Origin of the sequence: Tautonia rosea (genome assembly GCF_012958305.1) — a bacterium.
Taxonomy (GTDB): domain Bacteria; phylum Planctomycetota; class Planctomycetia; order Isosphaerales; family Isosphaeraceae; genus Tautonia; species Tautonia rosea.
Genome location: NZ_JABBYO010000007.1, coordinates 94,512 through 113,110 on the forward strand (window position 1 = coordinate 94,512; position 18,599 = coordinate 113,110).

The window sequence follows — 18,599 nt, forward strand, 5'->3', positions numbered from 1 at the left end:
CTCAGGACCGCCCCGCCTGTCGGGCCGCTCGGTCGGCGTCCAGCCGCGCGTGGAGGAAGACACTCAAGGCGTCGGCCAGCGGCTCGTCGGTGACGAACCGCACATGGTCATAGCCACGTTGGCCGCATTCCCGGCGGGTGTTTTCCAGGAAGTCTTCCATCGCCTTGCGATACTCGCGGCGGAAGGCCCACGGCTCGGCAAATAGTTCCTCATCCCCTTCGATGTCCTTGAAGATTGTCGGCCCGTCGAACGGCAAGTCCAGCTCGTCGCGGTCGAGGATCTGAAGGATCAGGGCCTCGTGACCCTGGAACCTGAGACGGTTGAGGCTGTCATACAAGCCGTCGGGATCGGTGAACAGATCCGAGACCACCACGACGACACTCCGCCGCTTGAGCTGCCCGGCAAGCGATCGCAGCAAGCCGCCCAGATCCGTCGTTCGGCTCGGAGCACAGCGTTCGAGCTGCGCCGTCATCGCCACGATCTGCGCCTGGGTGGCGTTTGGCGGCAAGGTCTCGGTCGCCTTTTCGTCGAACAGGACCAGGCCGACCGGGTCCTGTTGCCTGACCAGCAGCAAGGCGAGCGAGACGACCAGGGTGGCGGCGTAGTCAAACTTCGAGAGTGCCGCCCGGGCCCCTTTGTACGCCATCGACGCACTGGCATCGACGACGAACGTGACGCGCACGTTGCTCTCTTGCTCATATTGCTTGATGTAGTGCCGATCGGATCGTGCGAAGACACGCCAGTCGAGCCGCCGCAGGTCCTCGCCGGGCGAGTACTCGCGGTACGAGGCGAACTCGATGTTGAAGCCGAGAAACGGGCTGCGGTGCTGGCCGCTGATCGCCCCTTCGGCCAGGCGACGGGAGCGGAGCGTCAGGTCGGCGATCCGGGCGATCGCGTCAGGATCGGAATACGTCCGCGACGGCGTCATCGGCGGCCCCCTTGCGGATCGGGATGTCGTCCAGAAGGCGCTGGATGATCGAGTCGCTCGACTCTCCGGCCGCCTGGGCGTTGTAGTTGATGACGACGCGGTGACGGAGGACCGGCCGGGCGACCTCCTTGATGTCTTCGGCGGTCACGCTTGGCCGGCCCGCCAGCGCGGCCCGTGCCTTGGCCGCCAGAATCAACGCCTGACCGGCTCGAGGTCCGGCCCCCCAGGCGACCCAGTCGCCAATGTACGACGGCCCGCCGTGTTCGGGGCCTCGGGTGGCCCGCACTAGGTCCATCGCGTAGTCGATGCAATGGTCCGACACCGGGACCCGGCGCACGAGCTGTTGCAAGGCGGCGATCCGCTCCCCGGCGATGATCGGCACGATCTCCTGCCGGTCGGCCCCGGTGGTTACGCGGTAGATTTTGCGTTCTTCATCGGGAGTCGGATACTTGATGAAGATCTTGAACAGGAATCGGTCGAGCTGGGCCTCGGGAAGCGGATAGGTTCCTTCCTGCTCGATCGGGTTTTGCGTGGCCAGTACGAAAAACGGGTTCGGTAAGCCGTGGCGGTGGCCGCCGGCGGTGACCTGGCGTTCCTGCATCGCTTCGAGCAGGGCAGCCTGCGTCTTGGGAGGGGTCCGGTTGATCTCGTCGGCGAGGATCAGGTTGGCGAAGACCGGACCGGGGACGAACCGCAGTTCCCGGGCTCCGGTGCTGCGATCCTCGTACAACACCTCGGTCCCGGTGATGTCCGACGGCATCAAGTCGGGCGTGAACTGGATGCGGTTGAAGTCGAGCGAGAGGGATTGCGCCAGGCTTTGCACCATCAGGGTTTTCGCCAGGCCGGGCACCCCTTCGAGGATGCAATGCCCTCGGGCGAAGACGGCGATCAAGAGCTGATCGACGACCTCATCCTGCCCGACGATCTGCCGGGCCATCTGCTCGCGGATTTGCCGGTGAGCGGTTTGCAGCTCCTCCAGCCCGGCAAGGTCGAGGTCTTCGGTCGAGGTGCTCACGAGGCCATCCCTTTCGTCGGAAATCGGATCCGTTCAACGCTGGAAGACAGGAAGATATTTGAACGGAAGTTGCAAAATGATGGCGGCGATCGACGTGCCGTAGACCTGGCCGATGCCGTCGCCGTTCCACGAACCGTCGTCGGCTTGAAGGCTCATCAGGTGGTCGCGCGTCTCGGGAAAATAATCATCCCAGTACTCGTCACCGGCCATGTAGAACGCCTGGGCGGCGTAGAGGTGGGCGTAGTACGTGTGCCCTCCTCCTTTATTCCAGGCGTCAGTCGCCTGAAAGGCGTCCCAAACATACTTGAGACAATCGGTGGCGATTGGGCTGTCGAACTGGCCCGAGTTGTACAAGGTGGCCACCGCCGCGGCCGAGATGGGCAGGCGAGGGCCGCCTCCCGAGCCGAGCGAGTAGGCAATACCCCCCTCCGGCGTCCGGCACTTCTCCAGGTACTTCCCGGCCTCTTCGATTACCGCAGGAGGCACGAGAAATCCCGCATTGTGAGCTGCCCGAAGGGCCTGGACCTGGGTCACGGTCACCGAGCCTTCGTCGCCGGTTCCCGGAACGTAGGTCCAGCCGCCGTGGATGCTCTGCCCGCGGGCGGTCAAAATCACGGCCTTGCGGATCGCCTCGCGCACCTCGCGCCGGAGCGACTCCTTGGTGATCATCCCGTAGACCGAGGCCAGGAACATCAATGCGAAGCCGTGCCCGTGCATCGGCTGGCCGTTGTCCTGGCTTGGGCCGGTCAAGAGTCCTGAGGGGGTCGAGCAGCGCACCAGGAACTCAACCGCCCCCTGCAGGTTCCTGGCGTACGGCCCCCGGGTCGGTGAGTCGCCGTGCGCCAGAAACGCTGTTCCCGCCAGGCCGGTCATGGCCACCGGATACGCCTGGCCGCCGCCGATCATCCACGAGCCGTCGTCGGCCTGGGTGCTGGCCAGGTAATCGGTCCCGCGTTCCACGGCGCGGAGCGTCTCGGGCGTCAGGTGTTTGGGCAAGACCTGCCCGCTGCCCTGACCCCTGGCGATCCGTCCTGCGAGCCCCCCCGCGACGGCCCCGCCGAGGCATTGGCCAAGAAACGCGCGACGATTGGCGGGGGTCGGCGTGCGAATGCTCATGGTGTCCCGTCTCCGTCGCCCGAGGCGGGCCGAAGCTGGAACCGGACGAGCAATTCAACCCGCACAGGAACCTCTTGCAACCGGGTCGATTCCAACCGCCCCTCGCGCGGGGGCTCCTCGTTCGGGATGGCGACTCGGGGGACGTTGGCGATCGGATCGCCCGGCCTTGCGACTTCCTGAATCGCGACGATCGGCCCGAGCTTGGTCCCGCTCAGGCGGGCGAGCCGTTCGGCTCGGGTCCTGGCATCGGCCACGGCGGCCTCGTACGCCTGCTCCTCCACCGCCTCGAAGTCCTCGACGATGAACCGGACGAGGTTCATGTCGTACCCTCGGGAGCTGTATTGATATGGATTGACGTTCGGCTGAGGGCCGATCGTTCCTCCGGCATCCTGCGCCACGTCGAGCAATCGGGCGGCCAGTTGCAACAGCTCCTCCTCGTCTTTCCCTTGAATCTCGGAGCATCGCACGACGAGCTTGCGGGACAGTTGCACCTCGGGCTTCGCGCTCAGGGTCGTTCGGGGGTCGATGCCGCCGTACTGATTGGGAGCCGGCCCCTTTTGATCGACGAGCAGCCCACGCTCCTCGATCTCAACCTGATCGAGCTTCAGGTTCGCAAACGCCTCCTCGATCCTCGCCTTCGCGTCACGATACTTGACGATCGCGTCGGCCGTCAGTTCGGAGGCGGAGGTCACGTGCAGGTCGATTTCCATCAGGTTGGGCATGGCATCGACGATCGCCTTGCCCGAGACGGTGATCCCCTCGATGTCCTCGGCTGCCTTGTCGCGGGGGGTGTAAACCACCTGCCCAAACGCCTTGTGTGCCTCCAACCCCAGCCCGATCGTGCCGAGGAAGACGACGGCCGTCACGACCGATCGCGTTGCTCGCATCTTATTGCTCTCCTTCGTCGGTCGTTTGTGCGTCGTCGGAGTTGGGATTGAGATTCGAGTCGAGATCATCCTCGCCGGGGCGACGCTCGTAGGCCGAGATCGTTCGGTTTGAGACGGCCAACAGCCAACAGTCGGTCAGCAGCAGGTCGCCGCCGATCGACCCCGTGTCGTCTCCTCGAACGATCCGACGCACGCGGCCGGTCTGCGAATCCAGCTCGAAGATCCCGCGAGGGGTCAGGTGCCAGATGCCGTCGTTTCGGATGATCGGCCGGCCGTCGTAGCTGCCGCCGGGCAATCGGATCGACCACTCCAGGCGCCGAGAATCGACGTCGAGCGCATCGACTTCGGGGCCGCCAAGAATCACGCTGCCTTCCACCGCTCCCAGCAATCGGGCCGACCTGGCCATGGGCCGATCCCATCGCAGGGTCATCCGATCGGGGTCGATGGCGGCGATCCGGCCCGACTTCGCTCCCTTGACGAGCAAGGCTCCGTCCACCTCGACCGGACGGCCCGCGGCCGTCACCGGGTCCGGGATGCGGTTCGAGGAAACGAACACGCGGCCTCCCGAGCCCGACACCGGATCGGTCTCATACGCATAGCCCCAGGCGAGGTCGCCGGTCTCGGCGTCCAGCCGGACGAGCACTCCCGCGTGCGTATCCAGAAACACCGCCCCCCCTCGATGCACGAGTTGCGGCTGGGCCTCCTGAAACGGTACACCGTAATAGTAGCGCTGCTGGTCCTGCCGAAGCGTGCCGACCTCGGCCTTCCAAAGGACCTTGCCGTGACTGGGCTGGATCGCCAGCACAAACAGCCCTGGTCCTTGCTGCGGTTGCTGATTCATGAACGTCCGGCCGACGACGAACACCCGATCGCCGACGGGCAGGGGGGGGCCGATCAGGTCGAGACCAGCCAACTCCGAGAGGTCGGTCGATTGCCAGACCACGTCTCCCGAGTCCGATCGGCGGCAGACCAGCCGAAACGGTGCATTGTAGTTCTGGTCGCGCAGATCGCGTTCGAGGCTGAGCAGTCGATCGCCGACGGCGACCACCAGATAACGGCTCGGGTCGATCATCCGTCCCTGGTTCTGCGAGACGGCTGTGTTCAGATCATGAAACGGGGCCGATCGCCAGAGCATCTTGCCGGTCGTCAGGTCCACCGCGAACAGGTAGCTAAGGTAATTCACAAACAACCGCGATCCGTCGGTCGCGGTCCCTGGGACCGTCAGACTGAGCGGATTTACCCGCCACTGTTGCTGTTCCTGCTCGGTCATTCCCGCGACGACCGAATCGCCGAACCGTACCTGCCAGGCCGCCGCTTCCGTTGCGCCGAGCACGGGGGCAGGCTTCTTGCTGGGATCGGCCGAAGCGGAATCCTCCGGCTCCGGCTCATCAAGAACCCGATCGAGAAACGTCTCCGCCTCCTCGGGCGATCCGGCAATCACCACCTCCTCGCCGGCGTATCGCCCCTCAATGTCCCGGCGTAGCTCTTCCACTTCCGAAGCCCGTCCGGCTCGGTGCAGCGCCAGGGCTGCTTTCACGGCGATCTGGGCCGGAGGGAGGTCGGAATCGGGATAGTCGCGGAGAATTGCCAGCCAGCACTCGGCTGCGCGGTCGAACCGCCCTTGCTGGAAGCGGAGATCCCCCAGCCGATCGGCCGCGTCGTCTCCGGACGAGGTGAGAAAGGACGAGGCAAACAACCGTTCAAGCGTCTCCTCCTCCTGCTCACCGACGGCCAGATCGAGCAATCGCTGGGCCTCGGCATCGGCAAAGAGGCGGTAAGCCTCGCGTCCTTCGGGGGGGAGGCTCGCCAGCAAGCCCCTCCTGCGTTCCGAAACGCGGATGATGAAGCCGTCGTCCCGATCGACGAACCGTTCGTTCTGCTCGTCGGGAATCCCATCGAGTGCCTTGAAGGCCCGTTCCCAGGCCGATCGGCGGGCGAACCGTTCGAAGTCGTCGAGCGCTTCCTTCACCTCGGTCGAGGCTGGCGGAAGCTGGATCGGCCGCCCCGGCTCCTCGTTCGAGGGCTGCGCGGCCACCAGCTCCATCATCATGACCTGGCCGATCGCCGTTTCCGGCCCGCTCGCAAGCAACAGGGCGAACAGCCCAGCCGCTGCAACGGCCCAGCCTCGCGCGGTTCGGCCGCTCGGCAGCCCGTTTCGGAAGCGATCGACCGACCGGACCCAACCTTGCCGGAATCGTCGAGTCACAAGGGCTTCCCCAGATGGACACACACTCATGAAGGCTCAAGATAGCACTGTTGTATCGAAGTGGTCGCAGAGGGGGCAAGCGAATTCTTTCGGAATTCCTTGCACGCATGGGTTTCGTGATTCGCCCTCAAGAGCCGGCTCCCCGCTCGACCCGTGCGATTGCACCCCGTATGATCGCGCCGATTCGATCCGGCACCGAAACCTTGATCGTGAATTGGCTCAAACGAACTGCTCAAAGGAATTTGTGAGATGAAGATCGCCCGCGTTGACTCGTTTTCCGTCGAGGTGCCACAAAAACCGCCGATCGCCCCCTATCACAGCCGCTATCGCGGTGCCTCGTCCACCTTTTCCATTTTGATCCGCCTCGAAACCGACACCGGAATGGAAGGCTGGGGAGAAACCCCTCAGGTCTATCTCGGCACCAAGCTTACCGGCCGAGAGGCCGAAGGGCTCCGGTCAATGCTCGTGGGAATCGATCCGACGAACATCATGGCCGTCTATGAAGACTTGAAATTCGATCACATTTACATCCAGAGCGCCGTTGAGATGGCCCTCTGGGACCTGACGGGGAAGATCTATGCCTTGCCCCTGTTCCGCCTCCTCGGCGGCCCTTATCGACGCGAGATCGAGCTGGCCGCCTGCATGGGGATTCAATCGTACGAGCGTGCCGGCGAAATCGCGAAGCTCTATGTTGAGATGGGTTTTTCGACCCTCAAGACCAAGGCCGGTCGCGATCCCGAGGAAGACCTGGCGATGGTCCGAGGCGTTCGAGACGCCGTCGGCGACCGCCTGGAGCTGCGCATCGACCCCAACACCGGCTATTCTCCCGAGGTCTGCGAGCAACTTGCAAAGGATCTCGAACCGTACCGCCTTCAATACTTCGAGCAGCCGATGCCCGAAGACCTGATCGACGACTCGGCCCGCATCCGAGCCCTCACCTCGACCCCGCTGGCGCTGAACGAGTCGGTCACGACGATGGCCCGCGTTCGTACGATCCTTGAGAAACAGGCGGCCGACGTGCTCTTGCCCGATACGTATCAGTGCGGCGGCATCTGGGCCACGAAGCTTGTGGCCGAGGTCGCTGCCTCGGCCGGGGTTCCTTGCGTTGTCCACTGCTCGCATGATTTGGGGCCGAAGACCGCCGCCATGCTTCACCTGGCCGCCAGCACGCCGAATTTCCCGATGGCAAACGATTGTACGTATTACGGACTGATTGACGATGTGATCGCTCACCCCTTCACCATCGAGTCGGGCCGCATGACCGTTCCCGAAGCCCCGGGCCTCGGCATCGAGGTTGATCTGGAGAAGGTCCGCAAGTATCAGATCGACGCCTCCTCGTCCTGACCGGCTCGTCGCCGGTCAACACGCGGTTGTCCTTGGGTGGCTGGCTTCGCTAGAATCGCCCCAAATCCGGACTCGGCCGCGTCGTGATGAGATGAGACGAGATTCCCCTTGGCCGTGATGGCTCCGCGCGCTGATCATGTAGCGAGGTTCTGCTTCCCATGTCCACTGTCGAACTCTTGAAAACCCCCCTGTACGACTGGCACAAGGCCCACGGCGGCCGGCTGGTTGAGTTCGGCGGCTGGGTGATGCCGGTCCAGTATTCGAGCATCGTCGAGGAACATCGGGCTGTCCGACAACACGTTGGCCTGTTCGACATCAGCCACATGGGCCGCCTCCGCTTCGACGGACCCGATGCCCTGGCCTGGCTTCAGCACGTCACGACCAACGACGTGGCCCGCCTCGCCCCCGGCCGAATTCAGTACAGCCTGATCTGTGACGAGGACGGGGGCATCCTCGACGACGTACTCGTGTACCACCTGACCGAAGCAGACGGGTACGGACTCGTCTGCAACGCCTCGAACCGCCTCCGCGTGGTCGAGCAGTTCGAGCAGCAGGCCGGCTCCTTCAACGCGACTCTGGCCGACTCGACCCTCGATACGGCCATGATCGCCATTCAAGGGCCGGCCGCGCTGTTGACCCTTCAAGAGCTGTTCGAAGGACCCTCCCTCGCCGAACAGGGCTACTACAGCCATACCTCCGGCCAGGTCCTCGGCACCCGGGCCTCGGCCAGCCGAACCGGGTACACCGGCGAAGACGGCTTCGAGCTGATCGTCCATCGCGACGTGGCCGAGGCCGTTTGGCTCGAACTGCTCGAATGCGGCCTCAAACGCGGCATCCGCCCCTGCGGCCTCGGCGCCCGAGACACCCTCCGCTTCGAGGCCGCCATGCCCCTCTACGGGCACGAGCTGAGCGAATCGGTCAACCCCTTTGCCGCCGGTCTCGCCCCGTTCGTGAAGCTCGACAAGGGAGACTTCGTTGGCCGCGACGCCCTGACTCGTCTGAAGGAGGCCCCCGGCGCCGCCCGGATCGGCCTGAAGCTTCCCGGCCGCAAGATCGCCCGCCAGGGTTGCGGCGTCCTCCGGGGCGACACCCTGATCGGCACCGTCACCTCCGGCACCTTCGCCCCAACCCTCCAGCAGAGCCTCGCCATGGCCCTCGTCACCCCCGAGGCTCCCCCGCTCGGCACCGAGCTCGTGGTCGAGATTCGCGGCCACCGTGAACCGGCCGAGGTCGTCGAATTGCCCTTCTACCGCCGCCCCCGATCCTAGAGCAGTTCCCGAGTGCAAGGAGCGCCTTCTCCCCGCTCGCGTGGAGAGGCAGACCGAGACCTCCGCCACCCTCTCCCCCGCGAGCAGAGCGGGGGAGAGGGTGGCCGCAAGGCCGGGTGAGGGGGGCTGTGCCCCGAACCTCACGCCTTGCCATCCAAACGCAGCCCCCTCTCCCCGCACGCGGGGCGAGGAAGCCAGTACTCAACCCTCTCCGCCGCTTTCGAGAACAAACAGCCTTTGCCCCCCAAGGAGCCCCGACGATCATGGACCCCAAGGATCTCAAGTACGCCCCCACTCACGAATGGGTCTCGATCGACGGCGACGTGGCGACCGTCGGCCTCTCGACCTTCGCCGTCGAGCAGCTGACCGACCTCATCATGATCGACCTCTCCAAGGCCACCCCCGGCACCACCCTCTCCGCCGGCGACTCCTTCGGCGAGGTTGAGAGCGTCAAGTCCGTCAACGACCTCTACGCCCCCCTCTCGGGCGAGGTCATCGAGGTCAACGCCTCCGTCGCCGACGACGTCAACCAGATCGCCCAGGACCCCCTCGGCTCCGGCTGGATCCTCAAGCTCCGCCCCTCCTCCCCCGACGCCGAGCTTCCCAATCTTCTCGACTTCGACGCCTACCAGAAAAAGGTCGCCGAGGACTCGCACTGATCGGGAACTTCAAGAATGCTTCGAGCACTCTCAGGACTGCTGATCCCCTCTCTGCGATCAAGCGGTAAAATGGTGCCATGAAGCCCAGGGTTTACCTTGAGACCACTCTGCCCAGCTATCTGACCGCATGGCCGAGCCGCGAGCTGGTGCGGGCAGCTCATCAGCAGATCACCCAGGAATGGTGGACGGGCCGGGATGCGTTTGAGCTGTACACATCCCGACTCATCCTGCTGGAGTGTCAAGCTGGTGATGCCCAGGCTGCGGCCACTCGCGTATCTTCCCTCGAAGGAATTCCTCTGCTGGAGGAAACGCCTGAGGTTGCGACATTAGCGCAATCTCTGATCAGAGATGTCCCTCTTCCCGAACGGGCGGCGGCTGATGCGGTCCACATCGCCCTTGCGGCATTCCTCGGTCTGGATTACCTCTTGACCTGGAATTGCAAACATATCGCAAACGTGACGTTGCGACCACGAATTGAGGCTGTTTGTCGTGCTGCCGGATACGAACCTCCATTGATCTGCACGCCCGAAGAATTACCCACTGGAGGCCAGGACGATGAAGGAAGATAGTGTTTTGGAGCAAGTTCGAGCAGCCCGAGAGGCCTATGCCAAGCTTTTTGGCTACGACGTTCACGCCATGGTGGCTGACCTTCGAGCGCGAGACGATCGTGATGTCCGGCCAATCGTAAGGCTTCCCCATCGCAAGCCGTCCGAGGGGCGCGTTTCTGAGGTGGCCGGTTCGACCCGCAACAGTGACGAGGGCTGATCATCGCCGAGCCCGTCCTGGCGGAGGCTACCCTGCGCAACCAACCTTCCTCCCAGCCCGGACCTGATGTTGGTTGGGGTGAATCGGGCAGACCAACCTCATCCGGGAACATGGCGGCCTCCCGGAGTTTCGGCTCGAGGTCACACGTCTCATCCACACTCGTGGGTCCGCACTGCGATACCCTTCGGCCCATCCCTCGGGATCGAACATCCCCCAGCCCAGGACGCATCCGAAGATGACCACGCCCCGAGGAGTACCGTTCCCAAAGGCCTGGCCGTCGATCGAGCTCCCGGGCTACCGCGATCATCCCGACCTGGCGACCTACTCGTTCTTCGCGTACGAGACGCTGCCTCCCGCGCCGTCTAAACACGTCCAAGGCACCTTTGACTGGCTCAAAGCCCGGCCGATCCATGCTCCTCTGGAGGCCGGGTGGGCAGAGGACGCTGCGACGCGCTTGCCCGCGCTCGTCCGCGAGGCCAAGGCGAAGGGCCTGACGCTGCCCGAGTCGTTCTTGACCTTCATCGCGGACCCGGAACTCGTCGGCCGTGTTCGATCGTGCACCGACTGCTACTTCGAACTCCCCGATTGCCTGTTGCGACCCCCGTGGAACTCCGAGGCCGCGCTCGTCCACTTTCTTTCTGACTCGCAGGGATGCCTGTTCTGGTACCTGTACCTCGATCCGAACTCCGATCCCGTCGTCCTCGTATCCCTCAATGACTATGGCGATCCTTCTGAGTCGGTTCCGGAGATCGATCCATCGAATACACCCTCCGGAGACGGCGAATCAGATTCTCCATGGAGCGAAGGTCCCTGGCTCTGCGTTTCGTCGTTCGAGGAATTTCTCTACCGGTTCTGGATCGAGAACGAGATCTGGTATGCCATCTCCGAGGAAGCCCGGTCGTTGAATGACGAGGAACGGGCATACGCAGAGCATTACGTGACCTAAGCTGGAACCCATCGACTTCGGTTCTGGGGCGTTGAAGGTGCGATGGACTCGCTATGAGGTTCCTCGGAAGTCGCCTCGTCGGTTCGTAGGCCGTCTCGTAGAATAAGCGCCTACAATGACGCTGAGGGCCGGGCGATCGCGCACCGGCTCCTGGAGACGCCCGATCATCCGAACCCCCTGGCTGGTAATGGCCTACATTCTGAACACGGACGAACAAACGCGGGAGATGCTTGCAACGATCGGCCTGGAGTCGCTCGACCAGTTGTTCGAGATGGTCCCGCCCGGCGTCCGGCTCGATCGGCCGCTCGACTTGCCGCCGGCCCTGACGGAGATCGAGCTGACCCGGCACGTCGGGGCGCTAGCCCGAAAGAACGCGAGCATCGACGATCGCCCCTGCTTCCTCGGCGGCGGCGCGTACGATCACTTCATCCCCGCCGTGGTCGACATGCTCGCCAGCCGCGGGGAGTTCTACACCGCCTACACCCCCTATCAGGCCGAGGCCAGCCAGGGAACGCTCCAGGCGATCTTCGAGTACCAGACCCTCGTCGCGCAGCTCACCGGGCTCGACGTCTCCAACGCCAGCCTCTACGACGGCGGATCGGCCGTGGCCGAAGGGGTGCTCATGGCCATCGCCTCGGGCAACCGGCACGGCCGGGTCGTTGCCAGCGAGGCCGTCCACCCCGAATACCGGGACGTGACCCGGACCTACCTCGAGAACCTCGACCCGGAACTCGTCACCGTCCCAACTCGCAACGGCCGGACCTCGATCGACGACCTCATCGCCGCCATCACCGACGACACCGCCGCCGTCATCCTCCAGCAGCCGAATTTCTTCGGCCAGCTTGAAGACATCGAGCCGCTTGTCGCTGCCGCTAAGGAAAACGGGGCGACGGTCATCGTCAGCGTTGATCCGATCGGCCTCGGCCTGCTCAAGCAGCCCGGAGCCTACGGCGCCGACATCGTGACGGCCGAGGGGCAGCCGCTCGGGAATGCCCTGGTCTACGGCGGGCCGTACCTGGGGATGCTCGCCTGCCGCGAGTCGTACCTCCGCAAGATTCCCGGCCGACTGGTTGGCCAGACGCTCGACCGTGACGGCCGCCGCTGCTTCGTTCTCACCTTGCAGACCCGCGAGCAGCACATCCGCCGCGAAAAGGCGACCTCGAATATCTGCACCAATCAAGGATTGATGGCCCTTCGCGCCAGCATCTATCTTGCCGTGATGGGGCCGACCGGCCTCCGCGACGCCGCCGCGCAATCGGCCCGCAAGGCCCACTACGCTGCCGATCGCCTGGCCGAGATCCCCGGCCTTTCGCTCGCCTTCGACGGCCCCTTCTTCAAGGAATTCGTCGTTCGATGTGAGGGGAAGGACCCGTCCCGCGTTTTGGCCGAGGTCGGCCGCCTCGGCTTCCACGGCGGCATCGCGCTTGGCCGCTGGTATCCCGAGCTGGCCGACGCCATCCTCATCGCCGTCACCGAGAAACGCACCCGATCCGAGATCGACGCCCTCGCCGACGCCTATCGCCAGGCCCTGGCTGTGGTCTAATCGATTGCGCCGCGCACGCTGAAGGCGTCGGACCCCTCACCCCCCGCACTCGTGGGCGAGGGTTGGTTTTCACTCCCTCTCCCCCGTTCGCGGGCGGAGAGGGCCAGGGGTGAGGGGGGTCTTCTCACCCTCAATTGCCGATCGAACCACCGGCGACAACGACACCACGAACACGTACCATTTCATCCCACGCCCTAACCTCCGACCATCCCGGCCCCTCCATCCCCTCGGAGCCGATTCCCATGTCCACCCGCACCCGTCCGATGACGAGCGACGAGCTACTCCGGTTCGACGATCCGTCGGTTCGGGTCGAGCTGGACCGGGGAAAGCTGATCACGATGCCCTTACCCGGCGGCGAGCACGGCATGATTGCCTCGGAAATCCTTGTGTTGCTCGCCGTTCATGTGAAGGCAAACCGGCTGGGTCGGGTCTTTGCCGCCGAGACGGGTTTCCTTCTCCATCGGAATCCCGACACCGTCCGCGGTGCCGATGTCGCGTTTGTCGCTCACGACCGTCTGGCCCAGGTGGCCGATCGGAAAAAACATCTGCCCCTCGCCTCCGATCTGCTCATCGAGATCGTCTCTCCCACCGACCGCCCCGGTCGGATCGCGTCGAAGCTCACCGAATGGCTCGACGGCGGCGCTCGATTGGTCTGGTGGGTGTATTCTGATCGCCGCGAGGTGGAGGAGCATCGCCCTGGCCGCGATCCCCGGACGATTCCCGCGGCCGAGCACCTCGACGGCGGCGATGTGCTCCCGGGCTTCCGCGTCCGCGTGTCCGATCTGTTCGACGGAGGAGGCTGAGCGATGCGCAAACACGACGCGGCCCGACGCCACCGGCGAGCGGTCGTGATCATCGCCGCAATGGCCGGCGTACTCCTTGTCTTGCTGGCCTCGGTCGTCCCGTGGGCCAAAACGCAGTACGACGCGAAGGGGATCGAACCCTCCCCCGCGGTCGATGCCATTTTTCGGATCAGCGCGATGGTCACCGATCAACTGACACTCGTCCTCTTGCTTGTCGCGGTCCTGATCGGTCTGCTCTGGTCCTCCTTCGGACTGCTCGATCGCGCCTTTCGGTCGCGGGCTTGAACCTCGGAAACGATCCGCCGCGCTTACCTTGATCCGCTCGGTTGCAACCAGATCCCGACCGCCCTCGCACGGACCTTTTTTTTGAATCGGCGACGACCCATGTTGAAGAAAGACCAGCCCCCGCTCCTGTTCGAAGCGTCTCGCCCCGGCCGTCGCGTGCGGATCGTCCCCCCCTCGGACGTGCCCGACCGGCCGCTCGATGACCTCATCCCCGCCGAACACCGCGCCGAGGCGCTCCCGCCCTTGCCGGAACTCGGCGAGCTCGACGTCGTTCGCCACTACACGAACCTCTCGACGTTCAACATGGCGATCGACGCCAACTTCTATCCCCTCGGGTCGTGCACGATGAAGTACAACCCGAAGCGCAACGAGCGGCTCGCCTCGCTCCCCGGCATGGCGGCCTTGCATCCCTATCAGGACGAATCGACGCTTCAAGGAATGTTGCAGCTCCTGTTCGAGATTCAGCACGATCTTGGCGAGATCGCCGGCCTGCCCGCCGTCAGCCTTCAGCCTGCCGCCGGAGCCCAGGGGGAGCTGACCGCGTTGATGGTCGCCGCCGCGGCCTTCCGCGATCGCGGCGAGCACCGCACCACCGTCCTCGTCCCCGACAGCGCACACGGCACCAACCCCGCCTCGGCCCAACTTGCCGGGTTCAAGGCCGTGACGGTCAAGAGCGACCCGCGCGGCCTCGTCGACCTCGACGACTTCAAGGCGAAGCTTAACGACGAGGTTGGCGTCTTCATGATCACCAACCCGAACACCGTCGGCCTGTTCGACCAGCAAATCACCCAGATCGCCGACTTGCTCCACGAACGCGGGGCCTTGCTCTACCTCGACGGGGCGAACATGAACGCCATCCTCGGCGTCGTCCGGCCCGGCGACATGGGGGTCGACCTCATGCACTACAACCCGCACAAGACCTTTTCCGGCCCTCACGGCGGTGGCGGTCCCGGCGCCGGGCCGATTGCCGTCCGCGACCACCTCGCCCCCTACCTTCCCGCTCCCACCGTCGGACGGCGCGACGACGGCACCTATTTCCTCGACCACGACCGCCCGAAGGCGATCGGCCGCGTCCGCTCCTTCTTCGGCAACGTCGGTGTGCTCGTTCGCGCCTACTGCTACATCCGATCGCAAGGCCCCGAGGGGCTCAAGGCCGTCGCCCAGCACGCGGTCTTGAATGCCAATTACCTGCTGGCCCTGGTCAAGGACGTCTACCCCGTGCCCATGGGCGATCGCTGCATGCACGAGTTCGTCGCCTCGGCCCGCGCGATGGCCCGCGATCGCGGCGTCCGTGCGATGGATATCGGGAAGCGGCTGATCGACTACGGCTTCCACGCCCCCACGGTCTACTTCCCCCTGATCGTCTCCGAAGCCCTCATGATTGAACCGACTGAGACCGAGAGCAAGGAAACCCTCGACGCCTTCGCCCGCGCCCTGCTCGCCATCGCCGAGGAAGACGCCGAGCTGCTCCACGCCGCCCCCGTCACCACCCCCATCAGCCGCCCCGACGAGGTCGCCGCCGCCAAGCGTCCGATCCTCCGCTGGAAACCCGACTCCTCCGCCGCTCCCCAGCCCTCGGCGACCCCCGTTCCCGCCGCCGATCGGGGCACACTCGTCACTCCTTCGTATTAACGCGCCGGTCGGGATGACTCCGTCTCACCCTCGCCGAGGCGACCGCAGTCATCCCGACCCCCGCTGTCACCACGTGGCCCCAACCTCACATCCTCCTTTCCGCTCTCGCCTCGCGCTCTTCCCCACCCCACTGCCTACTGCCTCAGGGAGTCGCTCTCGATGCAATGCCGGGTCTTGCCTTACGAGGCGGGGGACGGGCCGTGGAACATGGCCGTCGATCAATGGATGCTCGACTCGGTCGTTGCCGACCCGAGCATGGCCATGTTTCGCACCTATGAATGGTCGGTACCGACCCTGAGCCTCGGCTATTTTCAGCATCGGGCCGAGGCCGACGCCGACCCCCGATGGCGTAAGGCGGCCCTCGTGCGGCGGTCCACCGGAGGAGGAGCCATCTGGCACGATCGCGAACTGACCTACGCCCTGGTGTTGCCGGCCAATCACCCCCTGACCCGACGTTCCAAGGACCTCTATCGGGCAGTCCATCAGGCCATTGTTGGCTTGCTGTCCGAACGGGGGATCGTCGCCCGCCGTCGCGGCGAGGCCGAGGCTCGCGTCGGTCGCGATCGCCCCTTGCTCTGCTTCCTCGACCGCGACGCCGAAGACCTCGTCGTGGACGGTTCGAAGGTCCTGGGCAGTGCCCAGCGGCGTCGGGCGGGGGCGTTGCTTCAGCACGGGTCCCTCTTGCTCGACACCTCCGAGCAAACCCCCGAGTTACCCGGCCTGGCCGCCCTCGCACCCGAGAAGTCCATCCCTTCCCCCGCCACCTGGGCCGATTTGGTCCAAAACGTGCTATTCAAAGCAGTCGAGCTTGACCCAATCATTCAGGTGTTCACGCGTGCGGAGCGAGACGCTGCCGACCGCCTGGCCCACGCCGTCTATCGCGACCCCGGCTGGACCGATCGCCGGTAATTTACGTGCGATTCCGGCTTGAAACTCTTGCAAAGGATTCACGGACTGGTAAGCTCAACGTCGATAATGGACGTGATCTGTTCTCACATCCGTGGACCTGAACCGGCCTCCAAACCTTGCCTTGGGGCAGAACGGGTTACAATTCCTCTTGGAATGGTCTTCCGGACGGAGCCACGTCGGGTGGGGGCCGGTTGGCCCCATCGAGCTGTGTTTCGATTCATGTCCCAGCTTCCGCTCTCGTCACTCGTTCTTCCGTCTGTTTCCATTTCTTGGGACCGTCCGGGACGGCCGACGCGCACGCATGGGGGCGTCTACGTATGAGCGCGAAAGTCTCGCTGATCGTCGTTCAAGGCAAGCCCGAGGGGAAGGTCATCCCCTTGGTCACTCCCCGTTTTCGGATCGGACGAGGAGAGGGTTGCCACCTGCGCCCGAATAACGAACAGGTCAGCCGCAACCACGCCGAGATTGAGCAAACCGATCAGGGGATCGTCCTGCGCGATCTGGGCAGTCGCAACGGCACCTTCCTGAACAACCAGCGGCTCGAAGCCAACACCGATCAAGTTCTCAAGAACAAAGATCTGGTGCAGGTTGGCCCCCTGACCTTCGCCATCTCCATCCAGGGAGCCGTCGCCGCGTCGCCCACCACCACGCCCGACAAGTCCGAGCGCGCCATGGCCAAGGCCGCCTCGCTCGACGAGCTGAGCAACGACGACATCGACTCCTGGCTCGTCACCGACAAGGATAGCGCCGCTCCTCCCGAACGCCCCTCCGGCGTTTACACCGGCGACACCATGACCTTCTCCTCCTTCCAGGAGGCCAGCAAGTCCGATCATCAGGTCCCCTCGGCTCCGGCTCCCGAGGAACCCGAAGCCCTCGCCGAACCGGAACCGGAACCGGACGCCGAACCCGAAGACGAGCCCGAGCCCGTGGTTGCCGAGGGCGACGACGACATCTACGACAAGCTCGACGACGAATACGACCCCGACGCTCCCCCCGAGCCCGAAGAGTTCGTCGACGAGTCCAACCCCTTCTTCGCCGCAAAGAAGGACGCCGAAGACGAATCCGCCGTCACCAAGAAAAAAGAAGATGTCGATTCCAGCCGGGCCGCCGAGGACATCCTTCGCAAAATGATGGAACGCCGACGCGCCCCCCGCTGATCGAACCCAACACGAGGGGCAAGCCACCAGAGCGAGGATCGCCTCGCTCCCCCCTCGCGGCTTGCCCCCCGTCGATGGCTCGCTGACCCTCCTCGGCGAACCCATGCCCGGCCGACCCTCCGAGCAATCCGCCCGTGCCCCTCGATCCTGAGCCGACGCCCAACCTCGCCCCGCTGTTCGATCGCCTGGAAGCGCGGGTCGTGGGACAGCGTCCCTTGCTCGATCGCATGGTCATCGCCCTGCTGGCCGGCGGCCATGTCCTCATCGAAGGCGTGCCTGGCCTCGCCAAGACCCGCGCCGTCCGCGCCCTCGCCCATGCGCTCGACCTCCCGTTCCGTCGCATCCAGTTCACGCCCGACCTGCTCCCGGCCGACCTGACCGGCACCCAGGTCTACCACCCGCAAACCGGCCGCTTCGACATCAAGCACGGCCCGATCGTCACCAGCGTTCTCCTGGCCGACGAGATCAACCGCGCCCCGGCCAAGGTCCAGAGCGCCCTTCTCGAAGCGATGCAAGAGGGCCAGGTGACCATCGGCGACGAAACGATCCGCCTGCCCGACCCCTTCTTCGTCCTCGCCACCCAGAACCCGATCGAGCAGGAAGGGACCTACCCCTTACCCGAGGCCCAGCTCGACCGCTTCCTCATGAAGCTCGTGGCCCGTTATCCCGACCGCGACGCCGAGCTGGCCATGCTCGACCTGCCCGGCATCACCGACACCCAGACGCCCCTCGACCCCGATCCTCCCTTGCTCGGCCCAGCCGAGGTCCGATCCCTCCGTGCCGCCACCAGCGCCATCCGCGTCGCCCCGGCTCTGAAGTCCTACATCGTCGACCTGATCCGGGCCACCCGCGATCCCCTCGAATACGGCCTCGACCTCAGCCCGCTTATCGAGCTGGGGGCCAGCCCCCGGGCCACCCTCGCCCTCTTGCGTGCCTCCCAGGGGCATGCCCTGATCTCCGGGCGCGACTACGTCACCCCCTTCGACGTCAAGGCGATCGCGCCCGACGTCCTCCGCCATCGCCTGCTCGTCTCCTACGAGGCCGATGCCGAGGGCCTTTCCCCCGATGCGCTCCTCCGCCGCGTCCTCGACTCGATCCGCGTCCCCTGATCCAATCTCCCCGACGAACCCAGACCC

At 65.0% G+C, this 18,599-nt stretch carries 18 protein-coding genes; 13 read left to right on the top strand and 5 right to left on the bottom strand.

Annotated features, from left to right (window positions below):
* Position 1: 1 nt before the first annotated feature.
* The 5 genes from HG800_RS13875 to HG800_RS27995 are packed head-to-tail and all read right to left on the bottom strand — an operon-like array spanning position 2 to position 6,152.
* Positions 2–928 (bottom strand): DUF58 domain-containing protein, encoded by a 927-nt coding sequence (locus HG800_RS13875; RefSeq protein ID WP_169977235.1) that lies wholly within the window; start codon positions 926–928, stop codon positions 2–4.
* A complete protein-coding gene (locus HG800_RS13880) occupies positions 897–1,943 on the bottom strand; it encodes an AAA family ATPase (protein ID WP_169977236.1) in 1,047 nt (348 codons plus the stop codon). The genes HG800_RS13875 and HG800_RS13880 overlap by 32 nt, the downstream gene beginning before the upstream one ends.
* Before the next feature lie 33 nt (positions 1,944–1,976).
* The gene (locus HG800_RS13885; protein ID WP_182830373.1) at positions 1,977–3,059 is read right to left on the bottom strand and encodes a prenyltransferase/squalene oxidase repeat-containing protein; all 1,083 of its coding nucleotides are present in this window, start codon (positions 3,057–3,059) and stop codon (positions 1,977–1,979) included.
* Complete coding sequence (locus HG800_RS13890) at positions 3,056–3,946, bottom strand: SIMPL domain-containing protein (protein ID WP_169977237.1); 891 nt, start codon at positions 3,944–3,946, stop codon at positions 3,056–3,058. The genes HG800_RS13885 and HG800_RS13890 overlap by 4 nt, the downstream gene beginning before the upstream one ends.
* A gap of 1 nt (position 3,947) precedes the next feature.
* Complete coding sequence (locus HG800_RS27995) at positions 3,948–6,152, bottom strand: outer membrane protein assembly factor BamB family protein (RefSeq protein WP_169977238.1); 2,205 nt, start codon at positions 6,150–6,152, stop codon at positions 3,948–3,950.
* A gap of 249 nt (positions 6,153–6,401) precedes the next feature.
* Between HG800_RS27995 and HG800_RS13900 the strand changes: the two genes are divergently transcribed.
* The 13 genes from HG800_RS13900 (at position 6,402) to HG800_RS13960 (ending at position 18,572) form a co-directional block, all read left to right on the top strand.
* Positions 6,402–7,496, top strand: a complete 1,095-nt coding sequence (locus tag HG800_RS13900; protein ID WP_169977239.1) for a mandelate racemase/muconate lactonizing enzyme family protein — start codon at positions 6,402–6,404, stop codon at positions 7,494–7,496.
* A 158-nt stretch (positions 7,497–7,654) separates the two neighbouring features.
* Complete coding sequence (gene gcvT, locus HG800_RS13905) at positions 7,655–8,764, top strand: glycine cleavage system aminomethyltransferase GcvT (RefSeq protein ID WP_169977240.1); 1,110 nt, start codon at positions 7,655–7,657, stop codon at positions 8,762–8,764.
* Positions 8,765–9,027: 263 nt separating this feature from the next.
* Positions 9,028–9,423 (top strand): glycine cleavage system protein GcvH, encoded by a 396-nt coding sequence (gene gcvH, locus HG800_RS13910; RefSeq protein ID WP_169977241.1) that lies wholly within the window; start codon positions 9,028–9,030, stop codon positions 9,421–9,423.
* 77 nt (positions 9,424–9,500) lie between these two features.
* Complete coding sequence (locus HG800_RS13915) at positions 9,501–9,992, top strand: type II toxin-antitoxin system VapC family toxin (protein WP_169977242.1); 492 nt, start codon at positions 9,501–9,503, stop codon at positions 9,990–9,992.
* A complete protein-coding gene (locus HG800_RS13920; RefSeq protein ID WP_169977243.1) occupies positions 9,979–10,188 on the top strand; it encodes a hypothetical protein in 210 nt (69 codons plus the stop codon). Before HG800_RS13915 ends, HG800_RS13920 begins: the two co-directional genes overlap by 14 nt.
* A 235-nt stretch (positions 10,189–10,423) precedes the next feature.
* A complete protein-coding gene (locus HG800_RS13925) occupies positions 10,424–11,134 on the top strand; it encodes a hypothetical protein (protein WP_169977244.1) in 711 nt (236 codons plus the stop codon).
* Positions 11,135–11,321: 187 nt separating this feature from the next.
* Positions 11,322–12,677: an aminomethyl-transferring glycine dehydrogenase subunit GcvPA gene (gene gcvPA / locus HG800_RS13930; RefSeq protein ID WP_169977444.1), complete on the top strand. Its 1,356-nt coding sequence runs from the start codon at positions 11,322–11,324 to the stop codon at positions 12,675–12,677.
* A 242-nt stretch (positions 12,678–12,919) separates the two neighbouring features.
* A complete protein-coding gene (locus HG800_RS13935; protein WP_169977245.1) occupies positions 12,920–13,480 on the top strand; it encodes a Uma2 family endonuclease in 561 nt (186 codons plus the stop codon).
* A 3-nt stretch (positions 13,481–13,483) separates the two neighbouring features.
* A complete protein-coding gene (locus tag HG800_RS13940) occupies positions 13,484–13,765 on the top strand; it encodes a hypothetical protein (protein ID WP_169977246.1) in 282 nt (93 codons plus the stop codon).
* 99 nt (positions 13,766–13,864) lie between these two features.
* A complete protein-coding gene (gene gcvPB, locus HG800_RS13945) occupies positions 13,865–15,397 on the top strand; it encodes an aminomethyl-transferring glycine dehydrogenase subunit GcvPB (RefSeq protein ID WP_169977247.1) in 1,533 nt (510 codons plus the stop codon).
* 159 nt (positions 15,398–15,556) lie between these two features.
* The gene (locus tag HG800_RS13950) at positions 15,557–16,306 is read left to right on the top strand and encodes a lipoate--protein ligase family protein (RefSeq protein ID WP_235963687.1); all 750 of its coding nucleotides are present in this window, start codon (positions 15,557–15,559) and stop codon (positions 16,304–16,306) included.
* A gap of 317 nt (positions 16,307–16,623) precedes the next feature.
* Positions 16,624–17,463, top strand: a complete 840-nt coding sequence (locus tag HG800_RS13955; RefSeq protein WP_169977248.1) for an FHA domain-containing protein — start codon at positions 16,624–16,626, stop codon at positions 17,461–17,463.
* 134 nt (positions 17,464–17,597) lie between these two features.
* Positions 17,598–18,572, top strand: a complete 975-nt coding sequence (locus tag HG800_RS13960; protein ID WP_315852039.1) for an AAA family ATPase — start codon at positions 17,598–17,600, stop codon at positions 18,570–18,572.
* Positions 18,573–18,599 lie beyond the last annotated feature (27 nt).

Bases quoted from the DNA above. Each gene is read 5' to 3' on its own strand.
- HG800_RS13875 (WP_169977235.1), bottom strand. From the start codon at position 928: ATGACGCCGTCGCGGACGTATTCCGATCCTGACGCGATCGCCCGGATC.
- HG800_RS13885 (WP_182830373.1), bottom strand. From the start codon at position 3,059: ATGAGCATTCGCACGCCGACCCCCGCCAATCGTCGCGCGTTTCTTGGC.
- HG800_RS13890 (WP_169977237.1), bottom strand. From the start codon at position 3,946: ATGCGAGCAACGCGATCGGTCGTGACGGCCGTCGTCTTCCTCGGCACG.
- HG800_RS13900 (WP_169977239.1), top strand. From the start codon at position 6,402: ATGAAGATCGCCCGCGTTGACTCGTTTTCCGTCGAGGTGCCACAAAAA.
- gcvT (WP_169977240.1), top strand. From the start codon at position 7,655: ATGTCCACTGTCGAACTCTTGAAAACCCCCCTGTACGACTGGCACAAG.
- gcvH (WP_169977241.1), top strand. From the start codon at position 9,028: ATGGACCCCAAGGATCTCAAGTACGCCCCCACTCACGAATGGGTCTCG.
- HG800_RS13915 (WP_169977242.1), top strand. From the start codon at position 9,501: ATGAAGCCCAGGGTTTACCTTGAGACCACTCTGCCCAGCTATCTGACC.
- HG800_RS13920 (WP_169977243.1), top strand. From the start codon at position 9,979: ATGAAGGAAGATAGTGTTTTGGAGCAAGTTCGAGCAGCCCGAGAGGCC.
- HG800_RS13925 (WP_169977244.1), top strand. From the start codon at position 10,424: ATGACCACGCCCCGAGGAGTACCGTTCCCAAAGGCCTGGCCGTCGATC.
- gcvPA (WP_169977444.1), top strand. From the start codon at position 11,322: ATGGCCTACATTCTGAACACGGACGAACAAACGCGGGAGATGCTTGCA.
- HG800_RS13935 (WP_169977245.1), top strand. From the start codon at position 12,920: ATGTCCACCCGCACCCGTCCGATGACGAGCGACGAGCTACTCCGGTTC.
- HG800_RS13940 (WP_169977246.1), top strand. From the start codon at position 13,484: ATGCGCAAACACGACGCGGCCCGACGCCACCGGCGAGCGGTCGTGATC.
- gcvPB (WP_169977247.1), top strand. From the start codon at position 13,865: ATGTTGAAGAAAGACCAGCCCCCGCTCCTGTTCGAAGCGTCTCGCCCC.
- HG800_RS13950 (WP_235963687.1), top strand. From the start codon at position 15,557: ATGCAATGCCGGGTCTTGCCTTACGAGGCGGGGGACGGGCCGTGGAAC.
- HG800_RS13955 (WP_169977248.1), top strand. From the start codon at position 16,624: ATGAGCGCGAAAGTCTCGCTGATCGTCGTTCAAGGCAAGCCCGAGGGG.